The sequence below is a fragment of the Arthrobacter sp. Y3221157 genome (assembly GCF_059089865.1).
This window is the reverse complement of sequence record NZ_JBNHFD010000001.1, coordinates 53,788-73,731: the sequence shown is the minus strand read 5'-3', so window position 1 is coordinate 73,731 and position 19,944 is coordinate 53,788. Positions and strand designations below refer to the sequence as shown.

The window sequence follows — 19,944 nt, the reverse complement described above, 5'->3', positions numbered from 1 at the left end:
GTGTCCCAGAAAGGAGCATGAGTCATGAACTTCGCTGACGTTTTGGGGGTTCGACACAGCTGCCGTCGGTTCCTCGGCGACACGGTTCCTCGCGCCGAGCAGGAGGAGCTTCTGCGGCTGGCCCAGTCTAGTCCGTCGTGGTGCAACACGCAGCCGTGGCAGGTGCACGTCGTGACCGGCACAGCCATCGAGGCGCTCGGAGCCAAGTTGACCGAGTGTGCGATGACAAGTGGTACATCGCCGGATCTGCCCATGCCTACCAGGTACGCCGGCGTATATGCCGAGCGGCGCCGTGATGCCGGCTACGCGCTGTATGGCAGTCTCGGCATCGGGTCCGCCGACTACGAAGCCCGAACCAGGCAGGGGCTCCTCAACTACTCCTTCTTTGGAGCCCCTCACGTCGCAATTATCACAACTGAGCGGGACATGGGGGTTTACGGGGCAGTCGATTGCGGTGCCTACATCGCATTTTTCACCCTGGCGGCTGCTTCGATGGGAATCGCAACCGTGACGCAGGCAGCCATCGCCATGCACAGCACTGCGGTGCGAGAGTTCCTCGATCTCTCTGATGACCGGCTCGTTGTCTGCGGTGTGGCCTTCGGATACGCCGACCCGGAGGACCCGGTGAACGCTTTCCGCACGGGGCGAGCGGGGCTGGACGAGGTGGTCCACTGGGTTGACGGAAGCTCTTCATGATCAACGTCCTGTTTCGGGAACCTGTTCCGGCACAAGGTGCTTGAGCAGGATAATGCCGGCAACCGAGAGCCAAGCCGGTGTGCATGTGCTTACTCCCGGTCAGTAGTGGGAACGGCTGATGAAGTGCGGCTACGAGGTGGCAGGGTTCCTGGGATCCACCGGTGAGCTTTCCTGGCGGTGGTCCCGCCCGCATATGTACCAGGCCGGGGGCTGGCGGGAGGCGCCGCAACCCATTCTGCGTTTGAGAGGAAATGATGAACCTGCCGCCGATTACCCTGACCGGCCACGTGCAGAAGGAAGCGTGGAGGAACAAGGTGCTGCCGCCCGTGGAGCGCCTTGGTACGGAGGTGTGGTCTATTCCCGTGCCGTTTCCGGACAATCCCATGCGTTACACCCTCAGTTACCTGCTCCTGGGTGACGGTGACGCGGTCCTGATCGATCCGGGGTGGGACAGCGACGTCGGCTTGGACCATTTGGCGGCGGGAATGCGGAAAGCCGGACTGGGCCTGACCGACCTGACCGGTATTGTCGCTACCCATTATCACTCGGACCATCTGGGGATGGCTGCCCGCCTGCGGACGGCCACAGGAGCGTGGGTTGCCCTGGGTGACCGGGAGGTGCGCCGGCTTACCGCCGGTGAGGACCCTGAGGTTGTTCTGAACGACGACCGCGAGGAACTGACGCTCTGGGGCGTGCCGGCGGACCGGCTGGCCGAGGCGGCCCTGGACCGCCCCGGTTTTAACCATATGCAGAACCTCGCCGATCCGGATCTGCGGCTCACCGACGGCAGCCTGGTGCCCGTAAAGGGCATGAACCTGCGCGTGGTCACGACACCCGGGCATTCACCCGGGCATATCTGCCTGGTCGATGAGCCCCACGCCCTGATCTTCAGCGGGGACCACGTCCTGCCGCGCATCTCCCCGCATATAGCGCTGGAGCTGCGCGGGCCGACAAACCCGCTGGCTGACTACTACGATTCTCTGGACTTGATCGGGTTCGAGGACGAGATGGAGGTCTGCCCGGCGCACGAGTACCGGTTTCGCGGCATGCAGCGGAGGGTAGCACAGCTGATCCACCACAACCGCGAACGCTCCGCCGAGGTCCTGCGGGTGCTGGAGGCGCACCGTCCCGAAAGCGTCTGGGACATCGCCCGCCACCTGACGTGGTCCCGCGGATGGGACTCCCTGCAAGCCCTCTCGCTGCGCTTGGCGGTCTCCGAAACTGCAAGCCACGTCGTGTACCTGCTCTCCCAGGGCCACCACATCGACGTACCCGTCATCGAACCACGCCCGGTTGCGTCCCGATGACGGCAAACCGCCGGGCAAGCTCCCGGGTGGAGCCAGCCGCGGGATGCTGGCCTGGCAACTATCGCATGTTGAAAGACGCATAAGGGAGTGGATGCTGCTAGGCCACTCCCCCGTTGGTCTTTCAGCCCGTCAGGCCGACATATGGTCCCTTATGTTCAAAGCCTGGGAGTAGAAGTAGCCGGGAGAACTCCCGCTCAATGAGGAACGCGATGTTTCAGGCGATCTTGAACGTACTAATCACTCCCGAGATGATCACGTCGCAGACCCAAGACGGATAGCTTTGTTTTCCGTGGTGTGGGCTAGTCGCGAGTGGCCTGCTTCAGGCGATACGAGCATCTGTTGCCACAATTCCTAGGTCAGCAGCTTTAAACGTGAATCACGGGCAAGAACCCGCTCTTGGAAAAGTCTTCTGCTGATCTTTCCGCGATCCGTCACCGGAACCGCGCCGAGCTCGTAGTACTGGACCGGCCGCTTGTGCCGGGAGAGCTGACCCTCTAGCCCATTCCGGATCTGAGTAGGCGTGACCGGCCCGCACGATGGCACAATTCCGGCTACTATCCGCTCCCCTCTCAGATCATCAGGGACTCCCACCGCTATAGCGGAAGCAATCCCGGGAATCGACGCCAGCGCGAGTTCGATCTCATGAGGATAAACGTTCCTGCCGGAAGTGATAATCCTGTCGGACTGCCGTCCCAGAATATGCAGGATTCCATGCTTCAGAAACCCCTGGTCCCCCACGGAATGCCAGTTATCAACGGTGCGCATGCCCCCCACCCCCGATTCCCAAAGGTAGCCGTTGCTGATCATGCCGCTGCGAACAAAGATGCTGCCCGGTTGTCCCGGGGCAACGTCTGTTCCATCTTCGTTCAGAATCCGCAAAGTCACACCGGGAAACGGCGCGCCCACGTCCGTCCATGTGCCGTCGTCGCTAGCTCCCTTAAAGCGGATCTCTTTACCTGCGACAAAGCTGAGCTCCGATGCGCCATAGTATTCGTAAACCCTTGCATTGGGCGCCCAGCGCCGGGCCGCTTCTAGCGTCCTGGCGTCCAGCTTGGAGCCAGCGCAGATGATGCTGGAAATGCCCGAGCCATCTACTCCTCCTGCTAGACCTCGTTCACTCAACAGGCGGAGCATGGTGGGCACAACCACTAGGCGGGTAATTCCGTCGTGGACGACGGACGCATGCGCATCTCCGACATCAAACTGCGTCAAGGTGTGGAATGAGGATCCGGCGTAAATACATTCAGCGAGAGCGTACAGGTTCAGGCTGGCGGCAAGTGGTCCTGGCGCTAAGGTCCTATCCTCCCTGCGAAGTCCAAAAAAGGCAGTTGAGGCCTCAAAGGAGGCGCGCCAGGACCGACGTGTACGCGTAAAGGCCTTGGGCATGGATGTCGTCCCCGAGGTGAAGCCGATGAGAAAGTCCGCGTCTTGGTCTCCGTCGACAAGTTCTTTCGATTCTGGCCCTTCGAGGGGCTTCCCCCTTCCCCTCACCCTCCCCCTTGGCACTCGTTGGGACCCGGCGAAACCCGTTTCCACGACTGAAGTACCCGGATTGGAAGGAGCCTTTTGACCGATCATCTCGACCATGCCGTTAAGCTGATCCGAAGGCCACGTTGGATCCAGAACCGCACACATCCCAGAACCGGCGACAGCCGCTGCAAATTTAGGCGGAAAGCTAGTCGAGTTGCCTCCTATGAGGAGGCTCAGGGGACAGGTCTCGTCCAACTCAACCATTGCCCTGTCACGCAGCGCGGACCAAGTGAGAGGATCATCGCCGACGACGATCGCCAGTCCGTCCGGGTCATGCTCTGCCCAGTAATTCAGTCGATCGAGAAACGGCATTTAGATCCTCCGACGAACAAGCACTTCGTCCCCTCACGGGCCGGCCATCTCCCGTGTTGCCGATGCCTTTATCTCCCGTGTTGCCGATGCCTTTTGTTACCCAAGTGCATCAGCCCCGGGCCATGGGGGGTGCAGGGCCCGTTATTTGACCCGCGTGCCTTGACCTTGCTGCCCATCACCAGAGTTCGTACGAGCGCCTGGTGATGGGCAAATGGAGCAGAGAACCTTCTCAGCGCTCTCCTGCTGCTGAGAAGACGACTTCAGGAAGTGCGTCGACCGTCGGGAGGAGCCTGTCCAAAACAATGTTCCGGGCATCATTCATGATGGTATCCACGACCTCCTGGCAACTTGCTACTTCGTGAATAAGACCTTGAGACTGACCGGCCCACCACAAGCCGTCCTCCATGTTGCCTTTCAGCAGCACTTCTTCACGCCCTCTTCGGCCGGATGCAAGGTGGGCGACGTCCTCGAAGGATTTGCCCTCCTCTTGGGAAATCCTGAGAATTTCTTCGGAAATGGAGTTTCGTGCGACTCGCGCGCTGTTGTGGAATTCACGGAAGACGATCAGTGTGTCTCGCTCGCTATTAGCGACAATCTGGTTTTTGACGTTCGCGTGTACGGGAGCTTCAGTCGTTGCGATAAACCGTGTACCCATATTGATCGCCGAGGCTCCGAGCGCCAAGGCCGCCACAAGTCCGGCTCCGTCAGCGAAACCGCCACTGGCGATGATGGGGATGCTTAGTTGCCGCGCTGCAGCAGGGATAAGCACCAGGCCCGGGATGTCGTCCTCACCGGGATGCCCCGCACACTCAAATCCGTCGATGCTGATGGCATCGACGCCCAACTGCTGGGCCTTCAACGCATGCCGTACCGCCACAGCCTTGTGTATGACCTTGACGCCGGCCTTTTTGAAATCTGCCATATGCGGCTCGGGGTTACTTCCCGCCGTTTCAACGATCTTGATTCCCGACTCGACGATCGCCTCGCGGTATTCGTCGTAGGGCACTGGATTGATCGTGGGCAGGATAGTGAGGTTGACGCCGAACGGCTTGTCCGTCATAGTTTGGCATCGCTGGATCTCTTTGGCCAAGAGTTCGGGTGTGGGCTGCGTTAAAGCAGTCAGGAATCCAAGGGCTCCTGCGTTGGCCACGGCGGAAATAAGCTCGGCAGATCCGACGCCAGTCATCCCCCCGCAGACTATGGGATGTTCGATTCCGAAAAGCTCAGTGAACTCAGTCTTCATTGGTGTTCCTCGTATTGTGTTCGTGCATTCAGCAGCATGTGTTTATTTCCCGCACTCACGAGCTGCGCGGGGTTTTCTGGAACCCCACTCAGCTAATGCTGGGTACGGCAAAGGGCCAGCGGGGGGCGCAGGAGACCGGGAGTCTTACTCTCGGCGGGGTCGCTTCCGACTTGGATTACACGGTTGTATTGGTCAACATGGACTACCCGCGGCTCGTAGACTTTGGCTTCTTCGGTGCTCATTTGGCCGAAGGTAATAAGGATGACAGTGTCGTTTTCGTGTACAAGATGCGCAGCCGGGCCGTTGATGCCGATTACGCCGGAGCCCCGTTCGCCGGCGATCGTATATGTCTCCAAACGTGCGCCGTTGGTTACGTCTACGATGGCCACGAGTTCGCCGGGCAGAATGTCGGCGGCTTCGAGCAGGTCCAGGTCAACGGTGACCGAACCCACGTAGTGCAGGTCTGCGTGCGTGACCGTTGCACGGTGAATTTTGGACTTGAACATTGATCGATTCATAACGAACTGTTCCTCTCTCCGGGTTCAGGTGGCACATTCAGTGCAGCAGACGTCATCCGGTAAGCCAGTGTGCCTTCTAGCTGCCGAGGTTCAACCCACACCTCATAGCCCTCCGCCTTCGTGATGAGTACCCGGCCATCCAAACCGTTAGCAGCAAGCCATAGGGCCGAAGAATCGGGCATAGCGACCTCGACGAAACCCGACCTCGCGCACTTCTTGTTTTTCCGGACTTCCACATAGGCGCCAACCAGCTGACTCCAGTCGTCGTGGCGGTAAATAGACATCGGATCTCCCTTCGGCCGCTTTGGTCTTATTTCAATTTGGTACTCGTGCGGCGCCCCCACGTGCCCCGCGGCAGCAGACTTTCGGTGCACTTGATGCTTCAGCCAGCAGGCGTTGCCAAAAAGTGTGGTTGCGGTGGAGCACCATTAGCGTTGCGATAGTTGACAGTCCGGGCGACCGTCGGGTGCTCCACCGCAAGTTGAAAGGGTGACCGTTGCTTATAAAGCTCGTTCCGCCACGCCGTTGTAGTCGCTAAGTGGACGAATCAGCGAGTTATTTGAGGCCTGTTCCAGGATGTGGGCCGTCCAGCCGGTGATGCGGCTGGCGACGAAGATCGGCGTAAATGTGGGGGTGTGTCGAAGCCCATGAGGTGGTAAGTGGGCCCGGCGGGGTAATAGAGGTTGGGCTTGATGGCCTTGGCCTCGTCCCTTGCTTTTCAAGCCCTTCGGGGCATCGTCTACGTTGAGCTGATCTCAGGCGAAGGCGGAATGCCCGGTCATGGCCCGGCCAAGAATAAGGGAGTTCACTTCGTGGGTCCCCTCGTAGGTAAAGACTGCCTCGCCGTCAGCAAAGAGTTTTGCCATGCCGTGTTCGGCAAGCAAACCGTCACCGCCCATAAGGGCCCTGCCGAGAGAAAGCGTTTCCCGCATAAGCCGCCCGCAAAGGGTCTTGGCCAGTGCGGCATGCTCGACGCCGGCCAGACCCTGGTCCTGCAGATTTGCTACGTGCCGCATAAGCGCCAAGGAGGCTGACGCGTTGCCCGCCATCGTAGCGAGATGACTCTGGATAAGTTGGAAACCACCCAGGGGCCGTCCAAACCTGGTCCTGTCCATTGCGAAGTCAAGGGCCATATCGATGGCGGCAAGCTGGAGTCCGACAGACTGCCAGGATACCCAGATGCGGGAGTCCCGAAGGAGGACATTGACATCTTTAAAAGTTGAAATTCCGGGTAACCGGTGTGACTCCGGCACTCGAACGGCATCGAAAGTCAGGTGGGCGTTCTGAACCGTTCGGGCCGCAATTTTTGATTCCAGTCTGACAACGTCTAACCCCTCGGCAGGAGCGTGCACAATGAAGGCACGGAGCGCGCCGTCAGCCGTGTCCCGGGCAAAAGTGATGATGTGCGTGGCCAGGGTGCCGTTCCCGATCCAGGTCTTTTCGCCGTTGAGGACCCAGGAATCACCGTGACGGGTCGCAGTTGTACGCATGCCGCGGGAAATATCGGAGCCGCTGGTCGGCTCGGTTAGGGCGAATGATCCGATTCCTTCGAGTCGTTCCAGAACAGGAAGAATGAATTGGCGTTGTCTTTCTGTGCCGAATCTGTGGATTGTTTCTGATACCAGCTCGTCGTGAACCCCGAAGAAGGTGTTGATGGAAAGGTCCGCCCGGGCAAACTCCATGTTGAGAAGGCCGGTGAAGAGCTTCGAATGCCCCCGCCTGTGAAGCCCGTTTATTTTGGCGTCAGCGATCGCGGGAAGAATCTCAAGGGGAAACCGTTCGGTGATCCAGCAATCGATCGCTATCGGTTTGACCGTTCGGGCGAAAAAGTCTTTCGCCTCCACCAGCATACGGTGTTCGTCGTCCGACAGTGCGTCGGCTACATGCAGGATGTCAGCGTCGAACTTGTTGGCCACTGCAGGTGAATCCAGATCTAATGTCCTGTCCATGCGGGATCCCTCTTTTCTGCAAAGGCCGTGGCGCCTTCTTTGGCGTCGTCGGAGCCGAACACGCCTGCCATTTCGGCGCTCGTCGCTTCCCAGGTGCTGGCTTCCCAAGGGTCTGAGTGCCGAGTGCTGTGCAGCAGCCGCTTGCTCGCCTGTACTGCGAGGGGTGCGTTCTCGGCGATGGTCTGAGCCAGTTCGAGCGCGACTTTCAGGGCGTCACCCTGGGGTGCAAGCTTGTTCACCAGGTGGTATTCCGCAGCTCGGGTTGCGTTTATGGGCTCTCCGGTCAGCAGCATCTCCATGGCAAGGCGCTGGGGAATTTGCTGGGCAAGCCGTGTCAATCCGCCAGCTCCGGCGAAAAGACCGCGGGTGACCTCGGGGAATCCCCATGAGGAGGTTTCGTCAGCAATGATGAGATCGCAGGCGAGGGCGATTTCTGCTCCGCCTCCGAAGGCGTAACCATTGACGGCTGCTATGAGGGGCTTGTTGATGAAGTGACTGACGACCCCTCCGAATCCCCATTCGGGATGCCCTGCCGGTTCGACTGACTCTCCTGAGGCAAAGGCTTTAAGGTCCATTCCAGCGCTAAAGGCTTTGCCGCTGCCTGTGATGATGCCGACCCGTTGCTCGACGTCGTCGTTGAGCTCCTCGAGGTACGCGCCCAGGGCTGTTGCCAGCTCTGCATTGATGGCGTTCAGTGCCTTGGGCCGGTTCAGCGTCAGGATCGTAACGTGGCCGATACGCTCCACGAGGACGGGTGCGTTGCTGTCAGTTTTGGATTCGGTGGTCATGCTTGCTCCTGACAATTCAGTCGAGAAAAAAATCGGTTTCAAAACGGGTGTTACCAGGCGTAGTGGCGTAACCGGAAAGATCACTTACGCCCATCTCCGCGAGCACGTCGTCATCGATCAACGTCTGACCCGTTCTCTGGCTGGAGGGAGCAGTAAGAATCTCATATGCGGCGTCAGCAACGATTTCGGGGCGCCGGCTTCCAGCCACACTCTCTTCGTCCATGAGGTTTCTAACCGCATCGGTGGCGATGGTAGTGCGCGGCCAAAGTGCGTTTGCTGCCAGGCCCGTTTCTTTGAATTCGGCCGCAATGGCCAGAGTGGCGAGTGTCATTCCGTACTTTGACAGGAGATACCCAGGGAACTTTCCCAGCCATGACGGGCTGAGATTGATTGGCGGGCTGAGTGTAAGAATGTGCGGGTTTTCAGCCGCCAGGAGCAGCGGAATGCAGGCGCGGCTGAGCATGAATGTCCCTCGGGTGTTGACGTCCTGCATCAAGTCGTAGCGCTTTGGCTCGAGCGTCAAAGTGTCAGAGAAGGTAAGCACACTGGCGTTGTTGATGCATATGTCAATGGCGCCGAACCGGTCATGCGCTGTAGCAACGGCGCGTGAAATCGCATCGTCGTCCCGGACGTCGCCGACGACTGCCGCTGCCTGTCCGCCTGCTTGCTGGATGGCCTCAACCGCACTGTGAATCGTTCCCGCCAGTCGGGGGTCGGGTGTGCTGGTTTTCGCGAGCAGAACAACGTTCGCGCCGTCGCGGGCTGCGCGTAATGCGATGGCGAGACCGATGCCCCGGCTGCCGCCGGACATGACGATCGTCTTTCCTTTTAGCGTGGGCTTCACTGGCTGACCTTGATTTTGGCTTGGAATGCGTCCAAGCGTGTGGCCGCTTCAGCATCGGCCACACGTCCCATGATCGCCTTCTCTTCCAGAGCCAGTTGCTCCGGCAGCGAATGACCAGGGGCTGAGCGGATAACCCGGCGTGATTCTCCCAGTGCCCGCCAAGGGCCAGAGGCAACGAAAGCGGCGAGCTCAGCAGCACGTTCATCAACGCCAGCGTCCTCGACCACTTCAGCGACCAGGCCGGCATTTGCGGCTGCGTCGGCTGTCATGACCTCATTCAGCAGCACGAATTTTAGTGCTTGGTGCATGCCCATCGAGGCTGTGAGGGTGGCAGTAACACCGCAATCCGGTGAGAGCCCGACAGCCGAGTAGGCGGCGCCGAACGTCGTGGAACGGCCAGCGATGCAGAGGTCGCCGGCCAGTGCCAGCCCGATTCCGCCGCCCCGGACGGCACCTTTGAGGGCCGAGATTGTCACAACGGGCAGTGCAGCCAGTGCGGCCAGGCCGTTGTGTATGGTGGCAGCGAGTTCCCCGATGAAGTCAGGGCGGTTGGCGGCTGCGGAGATTTCCGAGACGTCACCTCCGGCACAGAAGGTTGGCCCTGTTCCGCTGAGCACGACGACTGCGACATCGGAGCGTTCCTTTAGCTCTTCCACGGCGGCAGCGAACTGACGTGCCATCTCCAGGCTTATGGAATTAAGCTTTTCCGGCCGGTTCAGCGTGATTCGTGCGATGCCGCCGTCGATCTCGAAGATCAGGGGGAGGCTCACTTCGGTGCCATCCTGATGGCCCCGTCGAGGCGGACGGTCTCACCGTTGAGGTAAGGGTTTTCCACGATGTGATGGACAAGCGCCGCGAATTCGGAGGGGTGTCCGAGCCTTGCCGGATTCGGGACCTGGGTTGCCAGCGACTTCTGCGCTTCTTCCGGCAGGGTGTCCATCAAGGGGGTGCGGAACAGGCCGGGCGCCACGGTGTTGACGCGGATGCTGTGGCGGGCGAATTCGCGAGCCACCGGCAGCGTCATCGAGACAATGGCTCCCTTGGAGGCTGCGTAGGCTGCTTGCCCGATCTGCCCATCGAAGGCAGCGACGGACGCCGTGTTGACGATCACGCCCCGCTCTTCTTCTACGGGAGAAGTCTGACTCATGTGAGCCGCCGCCACCCGAAGAACGTTGAAGGTCCCGACAAGGTTGACATTAATGATCTGGTTGAAGGCCTGCAGAGGCAACGGCCCCTCCCGACCCAAAACCTTCGCGGGTGTTCCAATCCCTGCACAATTGACGGCAATGCGAAGCGGACCAAAGGAAGCTGCCTTGGCCACAGCTTCCTCTACCTGATCCGCATCCGTGACATCGGCAGGCAGAAAAGTAGCATTTGCGCCGAGCTCATTCACGAGGCCGGCACCATCCGCCCGCGGCAGGTCGAGGATAACAACGTGCGCGCCAGATGCGTGCAGTTTCCGGACAACGGCTGCGCCCAAGCCGGACGCACCACCCGTTACAACGGCGACAGAATCGGCGATCTTCATTTCATAACTCGCTCTCGGAGGGTTAGAGGACTTCGATGATGGTGGCGTTAGCTGTACCGCCGCCTTCACACATGGTCTGGAGGCCGAACCGTCCACCGGTGTCCTCCAGGTAATGCAGCATGGTGGCCAGAAGCCGCCCACCGGATGCTCCCAGCGGGTGCCCCAGTGCAATGGCACCGCCGCGGGGGTTGAGCTTCGCGGGGTCAACGCCCGTTTCCCGGAGCCAGGCCAAAGGAACGGGCGCGAAGGCCTCGTTGACTTCAAAGGTGTCGATATCGGAGAGCGCAAGTCCGGACTTTTCCAGGACCTGCCATGTCGCCGGTATGACTCCGGTCAGCATCAGCAGCGGGTCGCTGCCGGTGACAGAGAACGTATGGAAGCGCGCCCGGGGCTTGAGGCCGAGCTCCTTCGCCCGACCCTCGCTCATGATCAGCGCGGCGGAGGCCCCGTCAGTTAGCGGTGAGGAGTTACCGGGAGTGATGTTCCATTCGATCTCAGGGAAACGCGCCGTGAGTTCCTCTGTGCGGAAAGAGGCCTTAAGGCCTGACAATCCTTCGGCGGTTGTGGTCGCCCGGATCGTTTCGTCAGTCTTGAAGAGGGTCAGAGCGCCGGAGGCATCCGGGACCTTGACGGGGAGAATTTCCCGGTCAAAGGCGCCTGAGCTGGAAGCTGCTGCGGCCCGGCGGTGGGACTCGGCGGAGAATTCGTTGAGTTCATTCTTTGACAAGCCCCACTGCTTGGTGACCAACTCAGCGGCTGCTCCCTGATTTACCAGCCCACCAGGGTACCTGCCCTTTACAAGATCGCCATAGTGCTCGTGGCCAACAAGGGAATAGCCGATGGGATTGGCGCTCATCGATTCAATGCCGCCAGCGATCACCACATCCTGCATGCCGGAAATGATTGCCTGCGCTGCAAACATCGCAGCCTGCTGGCTGGATCCGCATTGCCGGTCGACAGTAACGCCGGGAATCCGTTCGGGCAGGCCTGCACCGAGCGCCGCCCACCGGGCGATGTTGAACGTCTGCTTGCCGGCCTGGGAAACGCACCCCAGGATCACGTCGTCAACAACGGCAGGATCAATCCCTGTGCGTTCGACCATGTCCCGGATCACGGAGCTGATCAGGTCCGCGGGATGAATGCCGCTGAGTGCGCCGCCTGGCTTTCCGCGGCCTGATGCTGTTCGGACGGCGTCAACGATAACTGCGGTGGCCATGAGTCTCCTTCGACGAATCTGGCTAGTGATTTTTGGCCGTTTGAATCTCAGTGATACATGCCGGCTGAACACAAGTTTCACCCGACTGGCAATAAAAGTCAATGCTGACTGTTTTGAGTCTGCTTTTTTTCTTCGGGTAATAGAGTGGTGGACATGGGCTTGGAAACATCGTCGAAAAAACGGGAACCGCAGCAGGATCGCAGCCGCGACACACGGCAACGGATACTGGCGGCCGCCGCCCAGGCATTGTTCGCTAAAGGATATTCGGGTGCCACAACACTGGAGATCCAGCAGCTGGCTGGTGTCACCAGGGGGGCGCTCCTGTATCACTACCGCTCGCGCGATGAGCTCCTCATTGCGGCGGTGCGGCATCTAGCCGGCGCACGGATACAGGCCATGCCCTTGGATCGAGCCTGGCCCGAGGAGCCTCGCGAACGAATAGCTGCGGCGATCGACGTTATGTGGTCCAGCTACGACACCGACTACTTCTGGGCCTCAACAGAGCTTTGGCTTGCCGCACGGCACAACCCTGCCCTTGCCAGGGTTCTTGAGCCAAGCGAACGGGACCTGGCCAAAATCATCAGCGCCGCAGTCGCCGCCTTCTTCGGCCACGAGCTTGCATCACACCCGGATTTTGAGCGTGTGATCGACTTCCTGCAGTCAAGCATGCGCGGAGCCGGACTGACATATGCGATTAGCGGGAAGTCGCAGCGCAGAAGCACGGAGCCTCTGCTCGAACTCTGGCAGACCTTTGCGGAGTCGGTCTTGATCGAGGAGAAGGCGACCAGCACCAACCCCTCTCCCGACGGCCCGTGAGGAGTTCGCCTATGACATAACCATCAGTGTTGACCTTTTACGCCCGTTCCTCGCCGCAAGTCCAGTAGCAGGCAAACGTGAAGCGGTAGAGGTATAGAGTGCACACTCATCAACCCGCAAGGCCACTCATATACCGGAACGCTCGGCTGCCATTCCCGGCCGAGTAGTTGCTTCAAGCAGCGTCCCGGAACCAGGGCTGCTCAGGGTTCCACCCCGGACCGGACGTCGCGTGGTGCGCCCGCATTGCTGACTTGGTCTAAGTGTTATTTGTTGCCGCCGCCCTGCATATAGGTCGCGCTGTATCCCCGCTTACGCCCATTTTGGTCAAGCAGTGTTCCCACTAGTTTTGCGGTGCGCATAACCACGGATCGGTCGATGATGCGCACGCCGGGCAGCTGCTCTTCCAAGCCAGCCTCGAGCCGCGATATGTCTTTGAGCGTTCTCAACCAGACAGTCATTGCGACGTTGTACCGGCCTACTATGGACGCCACCGAGCGGATTTCATCCAACCGGCTCAACTGTCTGGCAGTCTGTTCTGCCTGAGCGGCGGGCAGGGACAAAAAGTACCAGGCGTTGACCGGCCATCCGGAAGCTGATCGAACGACGTCAGTCCTCAACCTGATGGTCCCTGAGGAGAGTTGGCTCGCAATGGATTCCCGGACTCTTCGTGGGTTTGCCCCGATAGATGAAGCGATCTCCTTGGCAGTCGCGCGTCCGTTCCGAAACAGCTCCCGGGCGATGGCAGCGTCAAGTTCATTCGGACGCCTCATCCTTCCCGCGTCCGGCTTCAGCGCACGCAGGAATTCCACTTGCTCCGTACCGAGCGCGCGAAGGCGCCATTGACTGGCCTCGGCGAGAATCTCGGAAATCGGATACGTATGCGTCACCATCACGAAGACGGTCTGAAATGCGAACCATTTTCCCACTGGAAGCGGGCAGCGCTTCCGTCGCCGCGTGCTTGCGTCACCTCAACAGTTGCTTGTAGCTCACTCAATAGCAGTTCGTGGAAGAGCTCTGTTACCAGGCAGTACACAGTCGCTACGACCTGGCCGCTGATGCCTGAGAATGTTGACAGAGTGTTTGAGTAGGAGGCGATCTTTGTCGTGTCAGCACGGCAACGGCGTGGTGGATCTTCTGACCGCTAACCCTAAGTGGCACCAGCACGGCGGTCGGTGTGCGGGCGTCGTGGCCAAGCGCGGCCGTAAGGCAACGCGAGACTGGGGGTCCAGCCCCCGTGCGGCTCTGCGGGGCACTCGTTTGTAAGAAGCCGATGCGGGTCTCCTGCGGACACGCCGATTGCTCTAAAGCGCCATTACGCGGCGCTATTCGGCGCGCCGGGCCGCATGTATACAAATTGCTTTGCGGTGAACCAGAGGGAGCAGGATGGCTCACAATTGCCGATGTGGTGTATACACTAGGGGTGTGCGCGCTAGTGATCGGGCCTATGCGGCTCTTCGGGAGGACATCGTTGAGTGGCGCCTGCCGCCAGGAACCATGCTGGCTGAAGTCGAACAGTCGGAACGCCTCGGCGTCTCACGCACGCCGCTCCGGGAGGCGCTTGGCAGGCTCAGCGCGGAGGGTCTTACAGCCACGGCAGGTGGCCGTGGCATCGTCGTGACCGGCATCTCGCTTGAAGACATTGACGACCTTTTTGAACTCCGCGAGACCATCGAATGCCGCGCTGCGGCTTTGGCAGCCGAGCGGGGTGAGCCGGCAGTGTTTGCAGCACTTCGGGTTGAATTCCTTGAAGCGCCGCAACTGCTCAGGGAGGCAGACCGGAGTCGTCATGACTACTACGCCCTAATAGGCAGGCTCGACGAGGCTATCGATGAAGCAACGGCCAATTCTTACCTAGTACAGGCCATCAGCGGCCTGCGGGTGCACTTGGCCCGGGTCAGACGGCTGGCCGCCGACGACGATGCCCGGTTGATCGCCGCAGCCAACGAACACGCGGCCATAGCAGAAGCAATCGCTGACCGCAATCCCAGGCTTGCCGAAGCGGCCACGACCGTCCACTTGCATCGCAGCCTTTCACATATCAAAGCCACCCACCGGGTGGACAACTATGGCTGAGGAGCAACACCTCGGCGTTTGCCGTGCATCTGCTGAATTCGCAGATGGCACGCGTTCGCTGAGCTGGGCTTTGAAGACAACATGAAGAAGTACGAAAGGCTTCATTCCAAATATCCGTGCTGGTAAACCGACCGCTGAATACCTGCAGTACCTGCTGTCCCGGATCACCCTGCCCCGCTGCCCTTTACCTGGGCTTCGTGGCGCTGATTCCGCTAGTGGCACTGGTACTGATCAACGCAAACCAGAACTTCCCGTTCGGTGCCACCTCGATCCTGATCATGGTGGGCGTTGGCTTGGAGACCGTCAAGCAAATTGATGCGCAGCTACAACAACGTCACTACGAAGGGCTTTGCGATGACGAGAATGCTGATTATTGGACCTCCCGGTTCCGGAAAAGGAACGCAGGCGGAAAGGATCTCGGAGCGCCTCGGCGTTGTGGCGATCTCCACCGGCGACATCTTCCGCGCCAATGTAAAGGGCGAAACGCCGCTTGGCATTGAAGCCAAGAAGTACATGGACTCGGGCGACTTCGTTCCGGACAGCGTCACCAACAAGATGGTGCGCGATCGCCTCAGCGAGGCCGACGTCGAAAGCGGCTTCCTGCTGGACGGTTACCCCCGCACCACCGCGCAGGTGGATTACCTCGACGAGATCCTCGCCAAGGGCGACGAGAAGCTCGACGTCGTCCTGCAGCTGACTGCCGACGATGAGGAGCTGGTGTACCGCCTCCTCGGCCGGGCCAAGGAAACGGGCCGGAGCGACGACAACGAAGCCGTCATCCGCCACCGCCTTGACCTGTACCACGAGCAGACCGAGGCAGTGGTGGCCAAGTACGCCGAGCGCGGCATCCTCACCCAGGTGGACGGCATCGGCCCCATCGACGAAGTGACGGACTGCGTGATGCAGGCCATCAAGGCCGCCCAGGCCGCCTGATCACGACGGCAAAAGTTAGCTTAGGATCCTTCCGCACACCCAGAGGATCCTCGGTCGTCGCTAGCACCGTCTCAGGAATCAAGGGCATGTCACCAAACAATCCTCAACCCATGGCTCGTACTCCTCGAACATCCCTGCCCGCGCCATGCGGCGGCGTATCGGACCGCGCAACCACCATGCTGCCGACTAGAAGCTGCTGAGCATCATCCACAAGGCAAACATTGCCTGACGCGGCACTACCAGGTTCAGTGCAAGCGGTCCCCTGCCGTTTTAATAGGCTACTCGGTGGGCCGGTTTGTATACAAACCATTGTGTTAGCTCCACCCTATTGCCTGAAGTCTGGGCCCCGTGTATACAATGGGACCTATACACAAGCTGCGACAAACCATGGTCGTGAAGACGCGACTTGGGGAGCATCGTTCGAAGCAGCCTTGATACACACGATTCGATGCGGCGGCCACAAAGCCTGCCGCTTTGATCAGCTATTGCTGCTGGGAATCCTAGCTGGCCGGGCCGGCAACTACTCTTCATCTGCACCGCACACAACTAAAGGGCCCGCACACGTCCCGTTGAAGGAGAAACATGGTAAAGAACGTCAACGTCCGGGTCTACAAGAGCGAGGAAAACCTCCCCCGTGAGGACCAACTGGCCCACAAGATCGCCGTGGTCGCCGCCGACCCTGTCGATGTCACTCCCGAGGTGACCGACATGGTGATCAACCGGATCATCGACAACGCCTCCGTAGCCATCGCCTCGCTCAACCGTGCGCCAATCGTCGCCGCACGGGCCCAGGCACTGACGCACCGCCCCAGCACAGGCGGGAAGGGCGCAAAAGTCTTTGGCATCGGAGAACGCGTCTCCCCGGAGTGGGCCGCGTGGGCCAACGGGGTAGCTGTCCGCGAACTCGACTACCACGACACGTTCCTTGCAGCCGACTACTCCCACCCGGGCGACAACATCCCGCCCATCCTCGCCGTCGCGCAGCACGTGGGCTCCAGCGGCCGCGACCTGATCCGCGGCATCACCACCGGATATGAGATCCAGGTGAACCTGGTCAAGGCGATTTGCCTGCACAAGCACAAGATCGACCACGTCGCCCACCTCGGCCCCTCCGCCGCTGCCGGCATCGGCACCCTCCTGGGCCTCGACATCGAGACGATCTTCCAGTCAGTGGGCCAAGCACTGCACACCACCACCGCCACCCGGCAGTCCCGTAAGGGCGAGATCTCCACCTGGAAGGCCCACGCCCCCGCCTTCGCGGGCAAGATGGCCGTCGAGGCCGCGGACCGTGCCATGCGCGGACAGACCTCCCCGGTGCCGATCTACGAAGGCGAAGACGGTGTCATCGCCTGGCTGCTCGACGGCCCGGACGCCTCCTACCAGGTCCCGCTCCCCACTCCCGGCGAGGCCAAGCGCGCCATCCTGGACACCTACACCAAGGAACACTCGGCCGAGTACCAGGCCCAGGCCTGGATCGACCTCGCCCGGAAACTCAACAAAGAGCACCCCGAAGCCACCGACCCGGGCAACGTGAAGTCCGTGCTGATCAAGACCAGCCACCACACCCACTACGTCATCGGCTCAGGCGCCAACGACCCCCAGAAATACTCCCCCACCGCCTCGCGGGAAACCCTGGACCACTCCATCCCGTACATCTTCACCGTCGCACTGCAGGACGGCGCCTGGCACCACGTGGACTCCTACTCCCCCGAACGCGCCGCCCGTCCGGACACAGTGGACCTCTGGCAGAAGGTGTCCACCGAGGAAGACCCGGAATGGACCCGCCGCTACCACTCCCTGGACATTAACGAAAAGGCCTTCGGCGGTTCCGTTGAGATCACCCTCACCGACGGCACCGTCATCACCGACGAGATTGCCGTCGCGGACGCCCACCCCCTCGGCGCCCGGCCGTTCGGCCGCGAGCAGTACGTCAACAAGTTCCGCACCCTCGCCGCCGGCCTCGTGGAGGAGGCCGAAATCGAACGGTTCCTCGCCGCCGTCGAACGCCTCCCCGAACTCGGTCCCGGCGAACTGGACCAGCTGAACATCACCGCCGCCCCCGGCGTCATCGACCCCAGCGCCGCACCCAAGGGACTCTTCTAATGCTGTATTCGAAAGTCACGCCCGAGCAGAAGCGGATCCGCTTCCGGGAACTCCTGGCGTCCGGGACCATCGCCCAGTTCCCGGGCGCGTTCAACCCCCTCTCGGCCCGGCTCATCGAAGAGAAAGGGTTCGCGGGGGTTTACATCTCCGGTGCGGTCCTGGCCAACGACCTTGGCCTGCCCGACATCGGCCTGACCACCCTCACCGAAGTCGCCACCCGGGCCGGGCAGATCGCCCGCATGACGGACCTCCCGGCCATCGTGGACGCCGACACCGGCTTCGGCGAACCCATGAACGTTGCCCGGACCGTGCAGGAAATCGAAAACGCCGGCCTGGCCGGACTGCACATCGAGGACCAGTTCAACCCCAAACGCTGCGGTCACCTCGACGGCAAAAACGTCGTGGACCTGGACACCGCCACCAAACGCATCCGGGCCGCAGCGGACGCCCGCCGCGACCCGAACTTCCTCATCATGGCACGCACCGACATCCGCGCCACAGATGGATTGCAAGCCGCCAAAGACCGCGCCAAAGCACTCGTGGACGCGGGCGCGGACGCGATCTTCCCCGAAGCCATGCGCGACCTCGGCGAGTTCCAGGCCATCCGGGACGCCGTGGACGTGCCCATCCTGGCCAACATGACCGAGTTCGGCAAAAGCGACCTCTTCTCGACGAGAGAGCTGCAGGCCGTGGGCGTGAACATGGTTATCTACCCGGTCACCCTGCTCCGCAGCGCCATGGGGGCAGCTGAACGGGTCCTGGACACGCTCAAGAGTCTGGGAACCCAAGAAGTACGTGTTCCTGAAATGCTCACCAGAGCCCGGCTCTACGACCTCGTGGACTACGAGGCGTACAACAAGTTCGATTCCGGCATCTTTAACTTCCAGATCCCCCACACCCGCTAGTAAAGGGCTGCAACGAAGGAGTTCAGCATGACTGACACAGAGATCAAAAAGGGCCTTGCGGGCGTCGTAGTGGACTACACCGCCGTCTCAAAGGTCAACCCCGACACCAACTCCCTGCTCTACCGCGGGTACCCGGTCCAGGAGCTCGCCGCCAAATGCAGTTTCGAAGAGGTCGCCTACCTGCTCTGGAACGGCGAACTGCCCACCCCGGAACAGCTCACCGAATTCACAGCCCGGGAACGGGCCGGCCGTGCACTCGACCCTGCGCTCAAGGCCATCATCGACGCCTTGCCGACGGACGCCCACCCCATGGATATCTGCCGCACTGCAGCCTCGGTGCTGGGAGCACGGCACGAGCTGGCAGAAGATTCGTCGCCCGAGGCCAACATGAAAAAGGCCATCGACCTATTCTCTGCGATGCCCGCCGTCGTGGCCTACGACCAGCGCCGCCGCCACGGACAGGACATCGTCGAACCACGGGACGACCTTGGCTACTCCGCCAATTTCCTCTGGATGACCTTCGGCGAAGAACCCGTGGACGAAGTCATCGAGGCCTTCAATGTCTCGATGATCCTGTACGCCGAGCACTCCTTCAACGCCTCAACCTTCACCGCCAGGGTTGTCACCTCCACCCTCTCGGACCTCCACTCGGCCGTGACCGCGGCTATCGGTGCCCTTAAAGGCCCCCTGCACGGCGGAGCCAACGAAGCCGTCATGCACACCTTTGAGGAAATTGGCATCCGGAGCGACGAGTCCCTCGAGGACGCCGCGGCAAGGGCCAAGGCCTGGATGGAAGACGCCCTGGCGCAAAAGAAGAAGGTCATGGGCTTCGGCCACCGCGTCTACAAGCACGGTGACTCCCGGGTTCCTACCATGAAGGCTGCGCTGGACAAGATGATCGCCCACTACGGCCGGCCCGAACTGCTGGGGCTGTACAACGGTCTGGAGCAGGCCATGGACGAGGCCAAAGCCATCAAACCCAACCTCGACTACCCCGCCGGTCCCACCTACCACCTCATGGGCTTCGACACGCCTACGTTCACTCCCGTGTTCGTGGCCAGCCGCATAACCGGTTGGACTGCGCACATCATGGAACAAGCCGCGTCCAACTCTCTCATCCGCCCCCTCAGTGAATACAACGGACAGGAGCAGCGTTCCGCGCTGTAGGAGTCTTGTCCCCCAT

General features: G+C 60.8%; 18 protein-coding genes and 2 pseudogenes. 9 read left to right on the top strand and 11 right to left on the bottom strand.

Features of this window, described 5'->3' with window-relative positions:
* Positions 1–24: 24 nt before the first annotated feature.
* Positions 25–696, top strand: a complete 672-nt coding sequence (locus AC5RTT_RS00365) for a nitroreductase family protein (RefSeq protein ID WP_494143513.1) — start codon at positions 25–27, stop codon at positions 694–696.
* 254 nt (positions 697–950) lie between these two features.
* On the top strand, positions 951–2,003 hold the full coding sequence (locus AC5RTT_RS00360; protein ID WP_494143512.1) for an MBL fold metallo-hydrolase: 1,053 nt from the start codon (positions 951–953) through the stop codon (positions 2,001–2,003).
* Between the two features lie 351 nt (positions 2,004–2,354).
* Here the strand turns inward: AC5RTT_RS00360 and AC5RTT_RS00355 are convergent, their stop codons facing one another.
* The 10 genes and pseudogenes from AC5RTT_RS00355 to AC5RTT_RS00310 all read right to left on the bottom strand — a co-directional run bounded on the left by AC5RTT_RS00355 (position 2,355) and on the right by AC5RTT_RS00310 (position 11,931).
* Positions 2,355–3,845, bottom strand: a complete 1,491-nt coding sequence (locus AC5RTT_RS00355) for an AMP-binding protein (protein ID WP_494143511.1) — start codon at positions 3,843–3,845, stop codon at positions 2,355–2,357.
* Positions 3,846–4,074: 229 nt separating this feature from the next.
* Positions 4,075–5,088, bottom strand: coding sequence for an NAD(P)H-dependent flavin oxidoreductase (locus tag AC5RTT_RS00350; RefSeq protein ID WP_494143510.1), 1,014 nt, complete (start codon positions 5,086–5,088; stop codon positions 4,075–4,077).
* A gap of 92 nt (positions 5,089–5,180) precedes the next feature.
* On the bottom strand, positions 5,181–5,606 hold the full coding sequence (gene panD, locus AC5RTT_RS00345) for an aspartate 1-decarboxylase (protein WP_494143509.1): 426 nt from the start codon (positions 5,604–5,606) through the stop codon (positions 5,181–5,183).
* A 500-nt stretch (positions 5,607–6,106) separates the two neighbouring features.
* A pseudogene (locus tag AC5RTT_RS00340) lies at positions 6,107–6,324 on the bottom strand (citrate/2-methylcitrate synthase); the annotation flags it as partial.
* Between the two features lie 37 nt (positions 6,325–6,361).
* Positions 6,362–7,555 carry an acyl-CoA dehydrogenase family protein gene (locus AC5RTT_RS00335; RefSeq protein ID WP_494143508.1) on the bottom strand — a complete coding sequence of 398 codons (1,194 nt, stop codon included), beginning with the start codon at positions 7,553–7,555 and terminating at the stop codon, positions 6,362–6,364.
* Entirely contained in the window at positions 7,540–8,343 is an 804-nt protein-coding gene (locus tag AC5RTT_RS00330) for a crotonase/enoyl-CoA hydratase family protein (RefSeq protein WP_494143507.1), read from the bottom strand. The genes AC5RTT_RS00335 and AC5RTT_RS00330 overlap by 16 nt, the downstream gene beginning before the upstream one ends.
* A 16-nt stretch (positions 8,344–8,359) precedes the next feature.
* Complete coding sequence (locus AC5RTT_RS00325; RefSeq protein ID WP_494143506.1) at positions 8,360–9,187, bottom strand: SDR family oxidoreductase; 828 nt, start codon at positions 9,185–9,187, stop codon at positions 8,360–8,362.
* Entirely contained in the window at positions 9,184–9,957 is a 774-nt protein-coding gene (locus AC5RTT_RS00320; protein ID WP_494143505.1) for an enoyl-CoA hydratase/isomerase family protein, read from the bottom strand. Before AC5RTT_RS00320 ends, AC5RTT_RS00325 begins: the two co-directional genes overlap by 4 nt.
* Positions 9,954–10,715, bottom strand: a complete 762-nt coding sequence (locus AC5RTT_RS00315) for a 3-hydroxyacyl-CoA dehydrogenase (RefSeq protein WP_494143504.1) — start codon at positions 10,713–10,715, stop codon at positions 9,954–9,956. Before AC5RTT_RS00315 ends, AC5RTT_RS00320 begins: the two co-directional genes overlap by 4 nt.
* 22 nt (positions 10,716–10,737) lie before the next feature.
* Complete coding sequence (locus tag AC5RTT_RS00310; protein ID WP_494143503.1) at positions 10,738–11,931, bottom strand: thiolase family protein; 1,194 nt, start codon at positions 11,929–11,931, stop codon at positions 10,738–10,740.
* A gap of 153 nt (positions 11,932–12,084) precedes the next feature.
* Here AC5RTT_RS00310 and AC5RTT_RS00305 point away from each other — a divergent pair, with 153 nt between their 5' ends.
* Positions 12,085–12,747, top strand: a complete 663-nt coding sequence (locus AC5RTT_RS00305; RefSeq protein WP_494143502.1) for a TetR/AcrR family transcriptional regulator — start codon at positions 12,085–12,087, stop codon at positions 12,745–12,747.
* A 263-nt stretch (positions 12,748–13,010) separates the two neighbouring features.
* On the opposite strand, the gene AC5RTT_RS00300 is transcribed toward AC5RTT_RS00305, so the two are convergent.
* Positions 13,011–13,673, bottom strand: a complete 663-nt coding sequence (locus tag AC5RTT_RS00300; RefSeq protein ID WP_494143501.1) for an Lrp/AsnC family transcriptional regulator — start codon at positions 13,671–13,673, stop codon at positions 13,011–13,013.
* A gap of 496 nt (positions 13,674–14,169) precedes the next feature.
* Here AC5RTT_RS00300 and AC5RTT_RS00295 point away from each other — a divergent pair, with 496 nt between their 5' ends.
* The 6 genes and pseudogenes from AC5RTT_RS00295 (at position 14,170) to AC5RTT_RS00270 (ending at position 19,928) form a co-directional block, all read left to right on the top strand.
* Positions 14,170–14,820: a GntR family transcriptional regulator gene (locus AC5RTT_RS00295; protein WP_494143500.1), complete on the top strand. Its 651-nt coding sequence runs from the start codon at positions 14,170–14,172 to the stop codon at positions 14,818–14,820.
* Positions 14,821–14,895: 75 nt separating this feature from the next.
* Positions 14,896–15,170 (top strand): annotated as a pseudogene (locus AC5RTT_RS00290) (preprotein translocase subunit SecY); the annotation flags it as partial.
* A 13-nt stretch (positions 15,171–15,183) separates the two neighbouring features.
* Positions 15,184–15,753: an adenylate kinase gene (locus tag AC5RTT_RS00285; RefSeq protein ID WP_494143613.1), complete on the top strand. Its 570-nt coding sequence runs from the start codon at positions 15,184–15,186 to the stop codon at positions 15,751–15,753.
* Positions 15,754–16,335: 582 nt separating this feature from the next.
* Positions 16,336–17,856 carry an MmgE/PrpD family protein gene (locus AC5RTT_RS00280; protein WP_494143499.1) on the top strand — a complete coding sequence of 507 codons (1,521 nt, stop codon included), beginning with the start codon at positions 16,336–16,338 and terminating at the stop codon, positions 17,854–17,856.
* Positions 17,856–18,761: a methylisocitrate lyase gene (prpB, locus tag AC5RTT_RS00275; protein ID WP_494143498.1), complete on the top strand. Its 906-nt coding sequence runs from the start codon at positions 17,856–17,858 to the stop codon at positions 18,759–18,761. Before AC5RTT_RS00280 ends, prpB begins: the two co-directional genes overlap by 1 nt.
* A 27-nt stretch (positions 18,762–18,788) precedes the next feature.
* The gene (locus AC5RTT_RS00270) at positions 18,789–19,928 is read left to right on the top strand and encodes a bifunctional 2-methylcitrate synthase/citrate synthase (RefSeq protein WP_494143497.1); all 1,140 of its coding nucleotides are present in this window, start codon (positions 18,789–18,791) and stop codon (positions 19,926–19,928) included.
* Positions 19,929–19,944 lie beyond the last annotated feature (16 nt).

Bases quoted from the DNA above. Each gene is read 5' to 3' on its own strand.
- AC5RTT_RS00365 (WP_494143513.1), top strand. From the start codon at position 25: ATGAACTTCGCTGACGTTTTGGGGGTTCGACACAGCTGCCGTCGGTTC.
- AC5RTT_RS00360 (WP_494143512.1), top strand. From the start codon at position 951: ATGAACCTGCCGCCGATTACCCTGACCGGCCACGTGCAGAAGGAAGCG.
- AC5RTT_RS00355 (WP_494143511.1), bottom strand. From the start codon at position 3,845: ATGCCGTTTCTCGATCGACTGAATTACTGGGCAGAGCATGACCCGGAC.
- AC5RTT_RS00350 (WP_494143510.1), bottom strand. From the start codon at position 5,088: ATGAAGACTGAGTTCACTGAGCTTTTCGGAATCGAACATCCCATAGTC.
- panD (WP_494143509.1), bottom strand. From the start codon at position 5,606: ATGAATCGATCAATGTTCAAGTCCAAAATTCACCGTGCAACGGTCACG.
- AC5RTT_RS00335 (WP_494143508.1), bottom strand. From the start codon at position 7,555: ATGGACAGGACATTAGATCTGGATTCACCTGCAGTGGCCAACAAGTTC.
- AC5RTT_RS00330 (WP_494143507.1), bottom strand. From the start codon at position 8,343: ATGACCACCGAATCCAAAACTGACAGCAACGCACCCGTCCTCGTGGAG.
- AC5RTT_RS00315 (WP_494143504.1), bottom strand. From the start codon at position 10,715: ATGAAGATCGCCGATTCTGTCGCCGTTGTAACGGGTGGTGCGTCCGGC.
- AC5RTT_RS00310 (WP_494143503.1), bottom strand. From the start codon at position 11,931: ATGGCCACCGCAGTTATCGTTGACGCCGTCCGAACAGCATCAGGCCGC.
- AC5RTT_RS00305 (WP_494143502.1), top strand. From the start codon at position 12,085: ATGGGCTTGGAAACATCGTCGAAAAAACGGGAACCGCAGCAGGATCGC.
- AC5RTT_RS00285 (WP_494143613.1), top strand. From the start codon at position 15,184: ATGCTGATTATTGGACCTCCCGGTTCCGGAAAAGGAACGCAGGCGGAA.
- AC5RTT_RS00280 (WP_494143499.1), top strand. From the start codon at position 16,336: ATGGTAAAGAACGTCAACGTCCGGGTCTACAAGAGCGAGGAAAACCTC.
- prpB (WP_494143498.1), top strand. From the start codon at position 17,856: ATGCTGTATTCGAAAGTCACGCCCGAGCAGAAGCGGATCCGCTTCCGG.
- AC5RTT_RS00270 (WP_494143497.1), top strand. From the start codon at position 18,789: ATGACTGACACAGAGATCAAAAAGGGCCTTGCGGGCGTCGTAGTGGAC.